Raw genomic sequence first — 15485 nt, 5'->3', positions numbered from 1 at the left:
GAAAACAAGAGGAGCTACAGAACAACCTTCCCGTCGAACATATCGATTATATCATCAACCGAAATAGAGTTTTCTTCTTCTTTGCCTTTATTTTCGCTTCCGTCAAGCAGAACGCATTTTATGTTAATGTCAATGCCCGCGACCTCTTTGATGGAGGACATTAGAGCCTGCTTATTATCGGCCTCTTCGACCCTTGCCTTATGAAAAGCAAATCCTTTGTTGAACTCAAGGACCAGAGCACCTTTTTCGTCAATGGCAGAAGGCTTTGCTTCACAGAGGGAAACAAAACCAAAAAGGCTTTTTGACTTCACCTTTTCAAGTATCTCTTTCCATTTTGACACTACCAACTCAAAGGTCCCGGAAGACGGGCTCATTGTGATCTTTGCAGCGGGCTTTGCTTCTTTTTCTTCAGCCTTAAGCCTTAAGCCTTCAGGCTGATGGCTGATGGCTGAGGGCCTATGGCCTATGGCTGAGGGCTGAGGGCCGGCGGCTGACGGCTTTGATGCAGATTCAAGAAGCGCCACCTCCAGTACCAGTCTGCTGTTCGGGTGCCACTTCATATCTGTTTCCGCTCTTGAAACATCCCGGATCACTTTCTTTATCCTTTCCAGAGGATATTTCTGCGAATAATCCTTAAGCCTGGACACCTGTTCTTTGGCCAGTTCCACCAGCTCGAGGCTGCCGATCTTTACAAGAAGCAGGTTCCTAAAATGGTAGATCAGGTCCTTGGTCAGCCTTGGGATGCTGACGCCGTTGGCAATTGCTCTGTCAATAAGTTCCAGCAGTACTTTTTCTTCTCCGTTAAGTATGGCCTCTCCCAGGTCGAACAAGAACTCGGGCTCCGCGGTCCCCAGAACAGCCACAACATCTTTTACCGTTATCCTTCCGCTGCAAAAAGAGACCAGCTGGTCCATCAGCGAGATAGCATCCCTCATGGAGCCCTCGGAGGCCTTTGCAATAAGCGCCGGAGCTTCCTCGTCCATCTCGAACTTTTCTTTTTTTGCTATCTGTTTCAGGTGCAGGGACACCTTTGAAAGGTCTATCCTGCCAAAATCGAATTTTTGGCAGCGGGATGAAATGGTGACCGGGACCTTCTGCGGCTCTGTAGTGGCAAGTATGAACACGGTGCCCTTTGGCGGTTCTTCCAGGGTCTTGAGCAGGGCGTTAAAAGCCTCGTTCGACAGCATATGGACCTCGTCTATAATGTAGACCTTATATCTGCCCTCGACAGGCCTGTATCTTACCTTTTCCCTGAGGTCGCGTATGTCGTCGATACCCCTGTTGGAAGCCGCATCAATTCGATCACATTCATGGCAGAGCCCTCGGTGATCTTGAGGCACTGCTCGCATTTTCCGCAGGGCGAAGCTGTCATAGCCTCGCCGCAGTTCAGTGCTTTGGCAAAGATCCTGGCTATCGAGGTCTTGCCTGTCCCCCTCGGACCGGTAAAAAGATAGGCATGTCCCAGCCGGTTATGGGTAATGGCGTTCTTGATGGTGGTAACTATGGGTTCCTGCCCTATCACCTCATCAAAGTTCTGGGAGCGGTATTTTCTGTATAAGGATATATGGCTCATTTTATCTGATATAGACTCTGGGCACCCTTTTTCCTATCCCGCACACGACCTCATAGTTTATCGAATCCATTAGGCCGGCAACTTCGTCCGCCGTTATTTCTTCGCTGCCGTCCTTTCCGATGATCGAAACATCATCCCACACCTCTATTTTATCATCTCCGGTTTCCACCATGGTCATGTCCATGGTAACTCTGCCCACGATAGGATATCTATTGCCCCTTATCAGCACCTGTCCCCTGTTGGAAAGGAGCCGCGACAGCCCGTCCGCATATCCGACAGGCAAAGTGGCTATAGAGGTCTCCTTTTGGGTGACATATGTGGCGCCATAGCTGAGAGGGGTCCCCTTGGGGACTCTTTTAATGTAGAGGACCTTTGTTTTTAATGTGAGCACTTTTTGAAGCGCCACGGGGCATCTTTTTAGCCCCGGAGGGTACAGTCCGTACATGGTTATGCCCAGCCTTACCATGTCCAGGTGGCTTTTAGGAAAGTTAAAAACGGCAGCGCTGTTTGCACAGTACTTAATGGGTATAGAAAAGCCTTCTTTTTTTGTCTGATCAAGGACCGACATAAAAGAATCCAGCTGCTTCTTTGCAAATCCGCTCTCAAGGTCTTCGCCGCAGGAAAAATGAGTAAAGATGCCTTCAACCTCGACAAACGGAAGATGCGCTATGTTCTTTAGAAGGCCCATGACCTCCGACGGGAACACTCCCACCCTTCCCATTCCCGTATCCACCTTTAGATGGACCTTTGCTTTTTTCCCCTGTCTTGAAGCAGACCTGCTGAGCGACTGCGCAAGCTGCACGGTGTAGACGGTTTGCGTAATGTCATGCTCTACCACATGGTCCGCAAAAGACGGCGGGGTCTCGCTCAAGATGAGGATTGGGGTCTTTACCCCGCAGGAGCGCAGCTCAAGAGCTTCGCCCAGATAGGCCACTCCCAGATAATCGGCGCCGGCTTTTTCCGCCGCCAATGCAATCTCTTTTGCTCCGTGGCCGTAGGCATTGGCTTTTACAATGGCCATTAGCCTGGTGCCTTTGCCCAAAAAGGAGCGCAGGCTTTCGATATTCTTATCAACAGCCTTCAGGTTTATCTCTGCGCGGGTAGGTCTGAAAGGTTCCACATCTATCCTTTTGGCAGTGAAAAAATGAAGCTTGAGCCCTGCCCCGGGCCGGCGCTTTCCACCTTGATGCGCCCCCCGTGGGCCTCAACCAGTTCTTTTGATATCGCAAGCCCGAGCCCCGCGCCGGCTTCGAGGTTGTTTGCGCTGTTATCTACTTTATAGTACTTCTCAAAGACTTTTTTCTGGTCTTCAGCGCTTATCCCGATGCCGTTGTCGCAGACCTCCACAAAAACATCCTTCTCATCCTCATAAGAAAGAACTCTGACGGAGCCTCCCTCCCGCGTATATTTGATGGCATTGCGGACAAGATTTAGTATAACTGCATGCACCTTTGCTTTGTCGGCATGCACGCTGCTAACCGACGGCGGCATTTCGTTTAAAAGAGCGATCTCTTTTTTTTGCGCCTGCGGCGCCAGCTCAAAAAGAACATCCCCCGCTATCTGAGAAACAGACAAAAGGGTCATCTCCAGCCTGATCCTGCTTGAGTCCGATCTTACGGCTGAAAACAGCTCATCGATAAGAGCTACCATCCTTACGAGGTTCTGGTCCGCTATTTTCAGGAACTTTTCCTGGCCTGCGGCAACCGGCCCCATGACCCCGTCAAGGATAAGGCCGACGGATTCCTTAATGGAAGCCAGAGGGGTCCTGACCTCATGGGACATTTTTGAAAGGAAGTCCTGCCTGGCTTCTTCCATCCTCCTTAATTCAACAAAGGCAGCCCTTTCTTTTCCCATTATCCTTGCGTTGGAGATCGCAACGGCAGCCTGTCCTGCAAAGGTCATAAGAAGATTGAGCTCTTCCCTGTCTATCGGGCGCCTGGAAATGAGATTGTCCACGGCTATCATCCCGATGACCTTTCCTTTTGATCTCATCGGTACCACAGCGTTCTGGCCGACCTCTTTTTCGAGGTATTTTTTTTGTATATCCGTGAGGTCCGCCTGGGCATTTTCAGTAAAAAAGAACTCTAGTTCGCCTCTTGCCACCATAGCAAGGCTGTTGCCATCTTCATTAAGTTGATAGACCTGGTGTTCTATATTCTCAGGCTTGCCCCATCTGTCAACTCCCAAACGCCCCCTTATCTTTTCTTCTTCCTCCTCAACCTCAAAAATACCGACCCTGTCATACCCAAGCCCTTCCTGAACTCCTTTTATGATCGAGCCCAGAACCTTGTCCAGTTCAATGTCCGAGGTCAGTTCGCTGCCTATTTTGTAAACTATTTCCATCTGTTTGTAGCGTCTCTTTACTTCGGCAGTTGACTCTTCCACTTTCGTTTCAAGTTCCTCATTGAACTTTTTTACCCTCTCCAGCAGGGATTCGTTCTCGCGCGCAACCGCTTCAGCCCGCTCTCTGGCTTTGCGCTCAAGATTGGAAAGAAAACAGGCAAGCAGCAGGACAAACCCGACAGCTATCATCCTCCCGGCAAAAACCGGAAGATATGAAGCATCCTGCGCCGAAGCGATCGTGCCTACAAAATACAGAGCCGCAATAAAGATTAGGAGTTCGGCCCCGAGGGTCACATTGACTATCATCGACGAAGAAACAGCGATCAAAAAGAACAGCGGCCAGAGTTCCGAGTTCATTCCCCCGGTAACAAAAACGGCAAGAGTGATAAGCAGCGAATCAACGGTCAGGGTAAGCGCGGACAGGGACATCCGGTAGCGGGCTTTTAGAGCAAGTACCACTACCAGGTTGTAAACAGCTCCAAGGACCAGGGCTATCGCGGCAAAAGGCAGTGAAAACTTTGCTCCATGGGGAAGGAAGATCCAGACAAAAAGCCAGCCAAGAACTAACCATCTAAGACGCGACAGATAGATCTCTCTGAGGCGGAGCTGCTCAAAAGATGTGTTCATTTACGCGAATTATATCACGCGCTCAGGGGAGGTTCAACGAGTCTCGTCCCTTCCGGTCCTGAGGCCGGCTCCCTGCTCGTTGAGGGCCCTGATCAGTTCAAGAGCATCGATGTCTTTTGGCAGTATCTGTTTCTTTACAGCCAGGGCGCAGGCTGCTCCAGCGGCCTGTCCCATCGCCATGCAGGTAGGCATGGTGCGCAGCGAAGACAGGGCCTCGTGTGTTGAAGACACGGCCCTGCCTGCCACCACCAGCCTCTTTATCTTCTGAGGCACAAGACATCTATATGGTATTTCATAAAAGATGCCGGGCCCTAGTTTCTTGAACACGGTGGAACTGCCGGAACCTGGATCATGAATATCGATAGGATAATTGCATCTTGCAATAGCATCTTCAAATTTGCGCCCTTCGGTTACATCCTCGGCGGTAAGAGTGTAAAGCCCTTTTATCCTCCTGCTTTCCCGTATGCCGGCCTGGCAGGCCACGCTGCTTATATAAGAGGATCCGAACCCGGGAACGCTTGAGCGGAGAAATTCGAACAGGCTCTCGACCTGTTTTCTGCCCTCTATTTCCGCTTTGGAAAGGTCAAATACATCTGTGCCGTCTATCCTGGGAATCCTTGTGGAGTTAAAATGCAGCGTCCCTTTTTGCGTTGTTTCGAACCAGAGCAGGTTCTCCCTGGGGGAGCGGGTACTGCCCTTCTTTTTTGCTTCAAGATAGAGCGCGTCCATCTGCTCTCTTAACGGCATTCTGGCTTCGTCAACTCCCGACACCCTGAAGTTTAGCGTGGCGGGCTGACAAAGATGGTCTTTTTCCCTGCCAAGTTCAAAGGCGCAGCCTGAAAGGGCCGCAACATCTCCGTCGCCGGTGGCATCGATCACCGCTTTTGCAAATAATCTGACATCTCCTGATTTTGTGCTGGCAACAACGCCCTTTATCTCGTCGCCTTTCATGATAGAGCCGCAGACAAAGGAATGATAGATGGTCTTGACCGAGGCCTTTTCAAGCAGCTCAAGGAGCAGCAGTTTCAGCACCTCAGGATCAAAAACTATGTGGGGCTGACCGAACAATTCTCCGTCAAGCGCGGCATTCTTTTGCCTGAGAGAGCTGACCACTTCTTCAAAAATCCCTCTTACCAGGTCGCGCCCTTCAAATTTAGATACCATGAAAGGATTGACAAGACCCGCGGTAGCCATGCCGCCGGGAAAGCCGTATTTTTCTACAAGGACAACTCCCGCGCCAAGCCTGGCCGCGCTGATGGCGGCCGCAATGCCCGAAGGGCCGGCTCCGCAGACAAGGATATCCGTCGTGATGTCGTTTTTCACTGCAAAATTATATCACAATCTGTCTCAAAGGTTCTGGGCCAGGGGAGAGCAATGTCCAATTCCCAGTTCCCGATCTCCAATTTTGAAAAAAACTCTTTGGACCAGTCAGCCATTTTTTGTTTTGTGATGGTCTCGATGGCTGTATCATCAGTTCCAAGGTCATATTTTGATATTCCATTTTCTTCCAGATATTTGTTTATTTGAGGTCTTACAACGGCCTGATAACCAAGGTCATCGACAAAGCGCTCCAGCAAAAAGGGTTTATTTGCGGGCAGAACAGCCTGGGCAACAGCACAGCCGATAGAGTTGGAGGCCGTGTTCCATCCGGCATAGGCATCCAGCAGGTCCAGCCGAAAAACGCTTCTCAAGGTTTCCAAAAACTGGACATCTGCTCCGTTGCAGTAGTTGATGTCCGCAACCGCAGCTTTCTTGCCCAGGTCCTTTACCATGACTATTTCCGAGCAGAAATTCTTTAGAAGATGCAGCTGAGCCCCTTCCTTTAACTTTGGCGCTTCAAACAGCAGGTCCTTTTGTTTATCGTCGAAAAGGTTAATGAACAGCACAATATCTGCGTCCGAGATCTTTTCTGCCATGAGGGCTCCGGCCGCGCTTATGTGCTGCGCAACATTATCGGCCACATATGAATCCTCATATATCGCTGCCGCTTTCTCGTTCTTTGAGGAATACCTTACGGTTATTTTTGGGCTGTCCTTGAAGCGTTCGTTGATCTGTCTGGCTGTCAGGACGCAAGAAAGTTCATCAGCACCGTTCATTATTAGGACCTTTTCATTGAGACCATCAGAACCGATCTGCCTTTCCAGCAAAGCAACCTCTCCTGTCTGCAGTCCTCCTGCGGCAGAATCCTCCTTGCCAAGCACAAGATAGTCGATCACTCCGCTGCCGGCCAGTTCAATACAGTCCCTGTTGATTTCGTGGTTCCTTTTTCTTACAGAGATGAACTCTTCGATGACCTCACGGGGAAGACCTTCCCCGGTCCTATAAAGGTCTTCCGCTTTCCTTGCGAGAGCAGCGGACTTGAACAGCTTTCGCCAGATCTCCGCCTCTTTTTCTGACCCCGCTGTTATGGAGAGCCGGGTTATGATAGAGAAAGCAAAGATCTTTATCTCCGGGTTGTCTTTCCTTATCTGCAATAAGCAGGACAGGTTATTCCTTGCCTCCTCAAGCGAAGTCTTTGAAGAACGCGAGGCAATAAGCCCCCCGTAAGAGAGCATGTCGGAAGAAACGATAAGGCCGGAGCACGCCGCTGAAGTATTTTTGAGCCAATCGATGACCTTCGCGGTGTTTGCCGGATCTTTGAAGTTGTCCAACAGTTCTTTTGGAGGAACAAGAACATCAAATCCGGCCGCGGCTGCCAGTTTTACCGGGAATTTTGAGTTGCACGGTCTGCTGTCCAGGGGGACCAAAGCTATCTTGTTATTCAGCTGCAATTTTGACGACCTCCGTGATCAACCTGCCATTCTTCCAGGTGGCTTTAACATAGTGATGGAACCCTCCCGCAAAATGAGGAAGATGCAGTCTTCCTCCTCCCCCGCCGGAAATAATATAGGTTATGCCGCTTCTCTTTTCGCTCACATAGCCGTGCACATGTCCGCAAAAGACCGCTGAAACCCGGTTATTTTCGAATAACGAGATAAGTTCCTGAGCCTGTGAGGCAGGCAGCATCACCTCATCCGGAAAGGAACCTGATATATCAAAGAGCGGCTTGTGCATAAAAACGATCTTGGGCTTATTTCTGTTGGCTTTCAATTCTTTTTTCAGCCAGTTATATTGCTGTCCGCCAAGACCTTTGCGTGAGGCATTATAAAGCGAGACAAAGCGCACCCCTTCTACTTCCCAGGAATAATAAGGAGAGCCAAAATGCTTTCTGAACCTTTCCAGACCTCCCCTTTTATCGTCATGATTACCGGCAAGGTTGTAGAACCTGACCTTGCTCGCGGACATAACATTTATGTATTTGTTATATTCCCACTCTGTACCGTAGGGGGTCAGGTCCCCGGTATTGACGGCAAAAAGGAGCGAGGGGTCCCGGTTCATCAGGCCGATGGCTTTTCTGAATGTATCGTTACTACCCTGAACATCACCTATCACAGCAAAGGAAAAGGCAAAAGCGCAGGAACACAGGACGGACAGACAGATGAACAGGACCCCCAGATGCTTCACAGCTGATCGATCGCCTCTTTAAAGCTTTTTGCGGCTTCTTCTATGGATGCGGCGGTCTTGCCCGTTACAATAGCTCCTATCATGACGGATTTTACGCCGGTATCCGCAAGGATGGGGATCTCGTCAGGCTCTATGCGGCGCTGCGTCGGGACAATGACCGGCAATGCGGAAGAAATAGCCAGGCTGATGTAATACTGCAGGTCGCCCACGGTAAGGTTTTGCCCGTACCCAAGATGCGGAACGATCGCGGCCTCAAGCCCGTCAATATGCGAGGCTTTAAGGTGCACCACTTTGTCCATGGACTGTTTGCCGTCGACGGCGGCGATCTTGGTGATATTCTTAAGCCCCAGCATAAAGGCGGGAATGTCATCGACATTCATATCAAAAAAATCAAACCCCATCTTGACCGCTTCCTTCATGTCTGCCTCTGTGGGCTTTACCTGGGCTCCCGGCACTATGCCGACCGGGATCTTTGCTATCTTTAATATCTGCTCAAACCTTGCTTTTTCCTGGGCAAAACTGCCAAAGGACACCCCGCTGGCCTTGTGCTGGATATTGCAGTGGACCTTTAGGGCATCGGCCCCTCCCGCGATCGCCGCCTTGGCAAATTCAATATCATTATCCGGAAGGCTTACTATCAGGGTCAGTTTTTTCTTTTCAAAAATATCAAGAAGCTTTACCATTTATTTTGTCCTTTCTTTACCCCGAGCGAGCTCTGCGAGTCGAGGGGCTTTGATAAGCGGATAACCCAGCTCCTGTCTCTGGTCAAGATATGCCCTTGCGCAGAGCCTGGCAAGCTTTCTTATCCTGCCTATATAGTGCGCCCTTTCGGTAACGCTGATGGCTCCGCGCGCTTCCAGCAGGTTAAAAAGATGGGAGCATTTGAGGACCTGATCATAAGAAGGCAGCACCAGCCCTTTAATGATAACGCGTCCGGCCTCCTTTTCGCAGCTGTCGAACATAAGCGAGAGCATAGCGGTATCGGCTTCCTCAAAATTGTATTTGGAATGCTCTTTTTCAGCCTGAAGATGGATATCCCCATATGTCGTATCTCCGCTCCAGATTATGTCATAGACATTTTTCTTTTTTTGCAGGTACATTGCGATACGCTCAAGTCCATAAGTGATCTCGGCACTGATGGGCTTGAGATCGATACCGCCGCACTGTTGAAAATAGGTGAACTGCGTGATTTCAAGTCCGTCCAGCCACACCTCCCAGCCCACACCCCAGGCCCCCAGCGTGGGGGATTCCCAGTTGTCCTCGATAAACCGGAGATCATGCTTTTCGGGCTCTATCCCGAGGCTCCGGAGACTGTCAACATAGAGGTCCTGCACCTCAAGAGGAGAAGGTTTCAAAATTACCTGGTATTGATAATAATGGAACAACCTGTTTGGGTTCTCTCCATATCTTCCATCCCCGGGCCGTCTGACCGGGTCCACATAAGCCACATTCCATGGCTCCGGCCCCAGCACCCTGAAAAAGGTCGGCGGGCTCATGGTGCCGGCTCCTTTTTCCATATCATAGGGCTGCTGCAGCACGCAGCCCTTTTTGGACCAGTACTGTGACAGGTTGAGGATTATCTCCTGAAAGGTCAGAAATTGTTTTTTATTTTTTGACATTTATTTATTATACTACCCCCTACTATACCCTTACCCCTTGACCCTGCTTGTTGATCTCTTCCGCAACATTGTCCAACGGGATCAGCTTTTTTTCTCCCGTCTTCCTTACCGCCACCTCTACCTTGCCTTCTTTAAGCATCTTGCCAAGCACAATTTTGTACGGTATGCCTATCAGGTCTATGTCCTTGAACTTGACCCCTGCCCTTTCGTCCCGGTCGTCAAGAACGGCCTCTATACCCCTGTCCGATAGTTCCTTATATATTTTTTCCGCAGCCTCCATCTGCCCCGGGTCCGCTGCATTAACCGGGATAACAGCTGCTTTGTACGGAGCTATCGCCTCCGGCCAGATAATGCCGTTGTCATCGTGGTTCTGCTCTATGGCAGCGGCCGCTGTCCTTCCTATTCCTATGCCGTAACAGCCCATTACGAACGGCTTCCTTGCTCCTGCCTCATCAAGATAGGTAGCGTTCATCTTTTCGCTGTATTTTGTGCCCAGTTTAAAGATATGCCCCACCTCTATCCCTCTTTCTATCTTAAGCACCCCGGTAGAGCATTTGACGCAGGAATTGTCGCTTTCTATCTTGGACATTTCTTTTGATACGGCATAAGAACAGTCGCTGCAATAGGCTATCTCTTCTTCTCCTGTGCTTGCCACTACCATGAACTCCTGCGAGAACCCCCCTCCGATAGCGCCAGGATCGGCCTCCACCTCTCTATAATTTAACCCGCATCTTCTAAAAATGTTCCGGTATGCCTGCCTCATTTTTTCATAACTTTTTTCCATCCCTTTATCATCACCATCAAAGCTGTAACAGTCCTTCATCAAAAACTCCCTTCCGCGCATCAGGCCGAACCTTGGACGGATCTCGTCGCGGAACTTTGTCTGTATCTGGTAAAGCATCAGAGGCAGCTCCTTATAAGAGCTCACATTGTTCCTCACCAGGTCTGTTATCACTTCTTCGTGGGTAGGCCCAAGGCAGAAGTCTCTTTCGTGCCTGTCCTTTATCCTCATCAGTTCCTTTCCGTAAACATCCCATCTTCCCGTCTCTTTCCATAGCTCTGAGGGCTGTACCGCGGGAAGAAGCAATTGCTGCGCTCCCGCTTTGTCCATCTCATCGCGGACAATATCTTCTATCTTTCTTATGACCTTCCATCCCAGAGGAAGAAGAGTATATATCCCGGCGGCCAGCTTTCTTATGTAGCCGGCTCTCAACATCAGCCTGTGGCTTACCACCTCGGCCTCTTTGGGGTCTTCCCTTAAGGTAGGGATCAGCAGCTGTGAATATCTCATGTTCTCCCTTTTCGCTTAAATTACTATCTTTCCAAGATCAGCAAACCGCAAATATAAACCGTTCAATTCATTTAAAAGCGCCAGCCTGTTCTTTCTTATGTTCTCATCCTGATGCATGACTAGCACCTTTTCAAAAAATTCCTCTACCGCAGGAGTAAGATTGGCCAGGGTCAGCAGCGCTTTCTCCTGCTGCTTTATACCTATAGCTTCGTTAAACAGATCCTTTGTCTGAACAAAGGCGGAATACAATTTCTTTTCCCCGTCCTCGATAAAGAGGCTTGTGTCCGCCTTTCCGCTTTCCGCCTTCCCCGCTATCCTGCCTATCCTGTCCGCGCACATTATTATGCCTTTGACGCGGCTGTTTGCAAGCGAACCGTTAAGGACAAAAGCTTTGCAATATGTTTCGGTCAGGTTTGAGGCGCCGTTTATCAGAGCGTCGCAGACGTCATACTTTATCCCTTCGCCCTCAAGCACTGCCTTAAGCCTTTGCCCGATAAAGTCGGAGAGTTTCTTTTTAAGTCCGGGGTCCATTGTTCCGTTTGCCTCAAGCGCTTTGTCAAGCAGCCTGTCGACATCTACGGACAGATCCATCGCAAGAATGATGGATACGATTCCCTGCGCCGCCCTTCTTAAGGCATAAGGGTCCTCGGAGCCGGTGGGGATCAGCCCTGCCGCAAAGCAGGCGCATAAAGTGTCTATCCTGTCGGCGATGCCGCAGACCGCCCCGTAGATCTCTTTGGGCGTGTCATCTCCAGAAAACCTCGGCAGATAATGTTCGTAAACCGCTCTTGCGACACGGCTGTCCTCCCCCATAACAAGACAGTATTCTCTTCCCATTATGCCGGCCAGGGACGAGAATTCGCCGACCATATGAGAAGAAAGATCGAACTTTAGAAGGCTGCAGGACCTTTCCACAATGCTCCAGATATCCTTTTTATCTAGCAGTTCGTGGCAGATATACTTTGATATCTCGCTGACCCTGGCTGTTTTTTCGAACATGCTGCCTGCCTTTTCAAGGAAAGTGATCTTTTTTGTCTTTTCTATCATGGAATCCAGCGTGTTCTTAAGGTCTTCGTCATAAAAGAACTTGGCGTCGCTTAGCCTGGCGTTGACCACCTGTTCGTACCCTGCCTTCACATTCCCCTTTTCCCCTCCGTCCGACACTATCAAAAAGAAGGCTGCGCCGTCCGAGGGAAAGCATTTCTGCTGTTTTTTGACCACGGTCGCAATAACATCCTGCGGCAGTACCAGAAGGAACTGTTGAAGAAAACTTCCCGCAACAACAGAGGGATTCTCGGCAAGGTTGGCGGTCTCGTTCAGCAATTCTAAATCCTGCTTTATCTTTATATTGTTCTTTTTTTCAAAGTCTTTTATCTGCCCTTTGATCAGCTCAAGCCGGTCCTGTTTTGAAAGCACCACCCCGTGCTTTGCCAGAAAGGATTTGAACTGGTCCATGTCAGCCAAGCCGCTGTAAGAGATGGTCTTGTTGCCATCCAGCAGGCGGTGCCCCCTGGATTTATTGGACGACGCTTTCCCTTTAAAGGACAGTTTGACAGGCTTACTGCCAAGAACAGCCAGTATATAGTGCAGAGGACGTATAAAAGAGTGCGTGCCATCGCCCCATTTCATAGAGACAGGAAGCGGCAGCTGCTCCACCAGTTTAGGAAGGCTCTCCTTAAGAAGAGCTTCGGCGCTCTTGCCCTTCCTTTTTACGACGGCAAAAACATAATCGCCGGACTGGGTGTCTTTGACAATGAGTTTTTTTGCATCTATCCCCTGTGCCTTTGCAAAACCTTCCGCGGCTTTTGTAAGACCGCCCTCTTTGTCAAAGGCTGCCGATCTTGGAGGCCCTTTTATCTCAAGCACTTTGTCCTGCTGCTTATCCTCTAGGCCGCGGATAAAAAGCACAAGCCTCCTCGGAGTCCCGAGCGTTTCTACTGAAGAAAACTGCAGATCGCTTTCCTGCAGCTGTTGCTCGGCCAGGCGTTTTAGATCGGCAAGCACCGCCTCCAAAAACCTTGAAGGTATTTCCTCTGTTCCGATCTCCAGTAAAAAATTGTTGCTCATCAGTAAAAGATCCCCATCAGCTGGTCCAGCATTTCTTCAAACTCCACCTGCTCAAAGGTCCCCTGCTTAAGAAAATCGTTGACCTGGTCTATCTTGGCTATGGCATCGTCTATTTTGGGATTGCTGCCTTTTACATAGGCGCCTATGTTAATAAGGTCTTCTGCTTCCGAGTATCTGGCCAGGACCTCGCGGAGTTTGGCAGCTGCCTCTTTGTGCTCGTCTGACACCAGGTTGGTCATAAGACGGCTCACGCTGTGCAGCACATCTATGGCCGGATAATGGTTCTTGGCCGCCACATCCCTTGACAGGATTATATGCCCGTCAAGGATGCTCCGGGACTGGTCTGAGATAGGCTCGTTAAAATCATCACCTTCTACCAGTATAGTATAAAAACCGGTGATGGAGCCGACCTCCGCGGTACCCGACCTTTCCATCAGTTTTGGAAGAAGGGCAAAAACAGAGGGGGTATAGCCCCTTGTGGTCGGAGGCTCCCCGGTGGCAAGGCCCACATCCCTCTGCGCATAGGCAAATCTTGTCACCGAGTCCATCATGAGGATTACCCTCATATCTTTGTCGCGGAAGTATTCGGCTATCGCTGTTGCCACAAAAGACGCCTTTAGCCTTATGAGAGGAGGCTGGTCGGAAGTGGCGACCACCACCACGGATTTTTTCATGCCTTCTTCGCCCAGAGATTCTTCTATAAAGTCCCTGACCTCTCTTCCGCGCTCTCCTATTAGGCCTATCACGTTGACATCCGCCTCGGCGTTCCTTGCTATCATCCCCATCAGCGTGGACTTGCCGACGCCGGAGCCCGCAAAGATGCCCATCCGTTGTCCTCTTCCGATGGTCAGAAGCCCGTCTATGGCTCTAATGCCCACCCTGAGAATGTCCGTCACCCTGGGCCGCTTGACGGGGTCTGGAGGATCGCTGTCCAAAGCTCTTTCTTCGTCGGCAACAACGGGCCCCTTATCATCGATGGGCTCTCCCAACCCGTTAAGCACCCTTCCAAGGATAGAAGGCCCAACTTTGACCGACAAAGGTCTTCCTGCGGCAAGGACCTCTGCCCCGGGATGTATGCCGGAGGTGGTGCCCAGCGGCATAAGAAGAACCCTGCCTTCTTTAAAGCCGACGACTTCACTGTAGGTAAAATTCCCCTCGTTTCCCAGTTTTACCACGCACAGGTCACCGATGGAGACCCCCTGCACCTGGGCTTCGATTATAAGACCCACCACCTGGATGACCTTGCCGATGACTTTGACACTTTCCGAGCGCTCGATGGCCTTGTGGTATTTTTCAAAATCGATCAGGGGGGATTCAAAGTTACTCACTGGTCTGGACCTTTTTCATTTGCTGCTCGATAAGCGAAAGCTTGGTGCTTATCCTGGCGTCGACATAACCGAGATTCGTTTCTATGATGCAGCCTCCGGCCTCAATTTGTGAATCCTCAAGAATAGAGAGGTTCTTTATCCCGTCCACAAGGCCTGCTATCTTTTCCTTATTTTGCTTTACCTGTTCAAAGTCATTCTTGCTGACCTTGATTATGATGTTTTCCCTGTCGCTGACCCTGTTTATCGCCTCCGCCACCATGTTCATTATCACATCATTGTTGAGAGATACTTCGCTACGGATAACCTGCTCCGCCACCTTTAGCGAAAGCCGCAAGATCTCGCTTTCGGCATCCTTAATTATCTTTTTTCTTTCCTTGACGGCCTGGTTCAGCGTTTCGAGGGTTTCTTTTATATTGTCGTCCACCTGCTGCTGTCCCTGCCGCCGCCCTTCTTCGAAACCCTCTTCCCTGCTCTGCCTTCTTATCTCCTCGGCCTCCTGTCTTGCCTGAGCCACAATGCCTTCAGACTCGGCCCTGGCCTGTGAAAGCACATCCTGGGCTTTTGCTTCAAGCTGTTCCTGACCAACCTCCTCGCCGGAATAGTCCGTGCTTTCCGGCAACGGCTCTTCTTGCTCTGCAAACGAAGCACGGTTAGAACCAACGGAAGACGCACCTTGTTTCAGGTCGATCGTACCTTTGTCGAATACTTTTGTTCTTTTTATTATTGCCATATATCAAACGCTCATTCTTTCCATTTTTTCGGCGAGGGTCTTAAGAAGCTCCTCATCCAGTTTCTCCGCTATGGGCGGTTTTTTTAGCGCCCTCATAAGGCTCTCTATTTCTCTCCTGCGCTCCGGCATCAGAGATAGGACCTCCGCCGAGGCCACCGCCGGCATCAGCGATAGGACATAGGCGCAGACAGGGGTTCTTTCTGAGGATAATGCCATTGCGAGTTTTTTTGGATGCGAATACAAGACCTGGTCCGAAGCGTTGTTTTGTGCCGGGGGACTTTCTTGGTCTGTCTTTACAAAGTCTTCCCGTAAGGGGGGCAGCCTCTCTTCAGACGGTCCTTCCGGCAGGGCAACAAATCCGGCAAACTCATCAAGCACGGTCTTGATCGCATCTGAAGAAGGC

Annotated in this window: 14 protein-coding genes; all 14 read right to left on the bottom strand. The window is 50.2% G+C overall.

Annotated features, from left to right (window positions below):
* Window positions 1-14: 14 nt before the first annotated feature.
* Window positions 15-1340, bottom strand: a complete 1326-nt coding sequence (dnaX, locus tag WC490_06470) for a DNA polymerase III subunit gamma/tau (protein ID MFA5098249.1) — start codon at window positions 1338-1340, stop codon at window positions 15-17.
* Window positions 1241-1573, bottom strand: coding sequence for an AAA family ATPase (locus WC490_06465; GenBank protein MFA5098248.1), 333 nt, complete (start codon window positions 1571-1573; stop codon window positions 1241-1243). Before WC490_06465 ends, dnaX begins: the two co-directional genes overlap by 100 nt.
* Before the next feature lies 1 nt (window position 1574).
* On the bottom strand, window positions 1575-2693 hold the full coding sequence (gene alr, locus WC490_06460) for an alanine racemase (GenBank protein ID MFA5098247.1): 1119 nt from the start codon (window positions 2691-2693) through the stop codon (window positions 1575-1577).
* Between the two features lie 2 nt (window positions 2694-2695).
* Complete coding sequence (locus WC490_06455; GenBank protein ID MFA5098246.1) at window positions 2696-4543, bottom strand: ATP-binding protein; 1848 nt, start codon at window positions 4541-4543, stop codon at window positions 2696-2698.
* Window positions 4544-4576: 33 nt separating this feature from the next.
* Window positions 4577-5866 carry an FAD-dependent oxidoreductase gene (locus WC490_06450; protein MFA5098245.1) on the bottom strand — a complete coding sequence of 430 codons (1290 nt, stop codon included), beginning with the start codon at window positions 5864-5866 and terminating at the stop codon, window positions 4577-4579.
* Entirely contained in the window at window positions 5863-7314 is a 1452-nt protein-coding gene (locus tag WC490_06445) for a DUF4127 family protein (protein ID MFA5098244.1), read from the bottom strand. The genes WC490_06450 and WC490_06445 overlap by 4 nt, the downstream gene beginning before the upstream one ends.
* Window positions 7301-8047: a metallophosphoesterase gene (locus WC490_06440; GenBank protein MFA5098243.1), complete on the bottom strand. Its 747-nt coding sequence runs from the start codon at window positions 8045-8047 to the stop codon at window positions 7301-7303. Before WC490_06440 ends, WC490_06445 begins: the two co-directional genes overlap by 14 nt.
* Window positions 8044-8730, bottom strand: coding sequence for a hypothetical protein (locus tag WC490_06435; GenBank protein ID MFA5098242.1), 687 nt, complete (start codon window positions 8728-8730; stop codon window positions 8044-8046). Before WC490_06435 ends, WC490_06440 begins: the two co-directional genes overlap by 4 nt.
* The gene (gene glyQ, locus WC490_06430; protein ID MFA5098241.1) at window positions 8731-9642 is read right to left on the bottom strand and encodes a glycine--tRNA ligase subunit alpha; all 912 of its coding nucleotides are present in this window, start codon (window positions 9640-9642) and stop codon (window positions 8731-8733) included.
* 46 nt (window positions 9643-9688) lie between these two features.
* A complete protein-coding gene (gene proS, locus WC490_06425) occupies window positions 9689-10957 on the bottom strand; it encodes a proline--tRNA ligase (protein ID MFA5098240.1) in 1269 nt (422 codons plus the stop codon).
* 15 nt (window positions 10958-10972) lie between these two features.
* On the bottom strand, window positions 10973-13024 hold the full coding sequence (gene glyS / locus WC490_06420; protein ID MFA5098239.1) for a glycine--tRNA ligase subunit beta: 2052 nt from the start codon (window positions 13022-13024) through the stop codon (window positions 10973-10975).
* Window positions 13024-14331: a flagellar protein export ATPase FliI gene (gene fliI, locus WC490_06415; protein MFA5098238.1), complete on the bottom strand. Its 1308-nt coding sequence runs from the start codon at window positions 14329-14331 to the stop codon at window positions 13024-13026. Before fliI ends, glyS begins: the two co-directional genes overlap by 1 nt.
* A gap of 13 nt (window positions 14332-14344) precedes the next feature.
* Window positions 14345-15082: a FliH/SctL family protein gene (locus WC490_06410; GenBank protein ID MFA5098237.1), complete on the bottom strand. Its 738-nt coding sequence runs from the start codon at window positions 15080-15082 to the stop codon at window positions 14345-14347.
* A gap of 3 nt (window positions 15083-15085) precedes the next feature.
* Window positions 15086-15485, bottom strand: a 400-nt coding sequence (locus tag WC490_06405) for a hypothetical protein (protein MFA5098236.1), incomplete at its 5' end; no start/stop codon positions are given.

Source organism: Candidatus Margulisiibacteriota bacterium, assembly GCA_041650635.1.
Taxonomy (GTDB): domain Bacteria; phylum Margulisbacteria; class WOR-1; order JAKLHX01; family JBAZKV01; genus JBAZKV01.
Note: the sequence above shows the minus strand (reverse complement) of the source record. Positions and strands in the feature narration are given on the sequence as shown.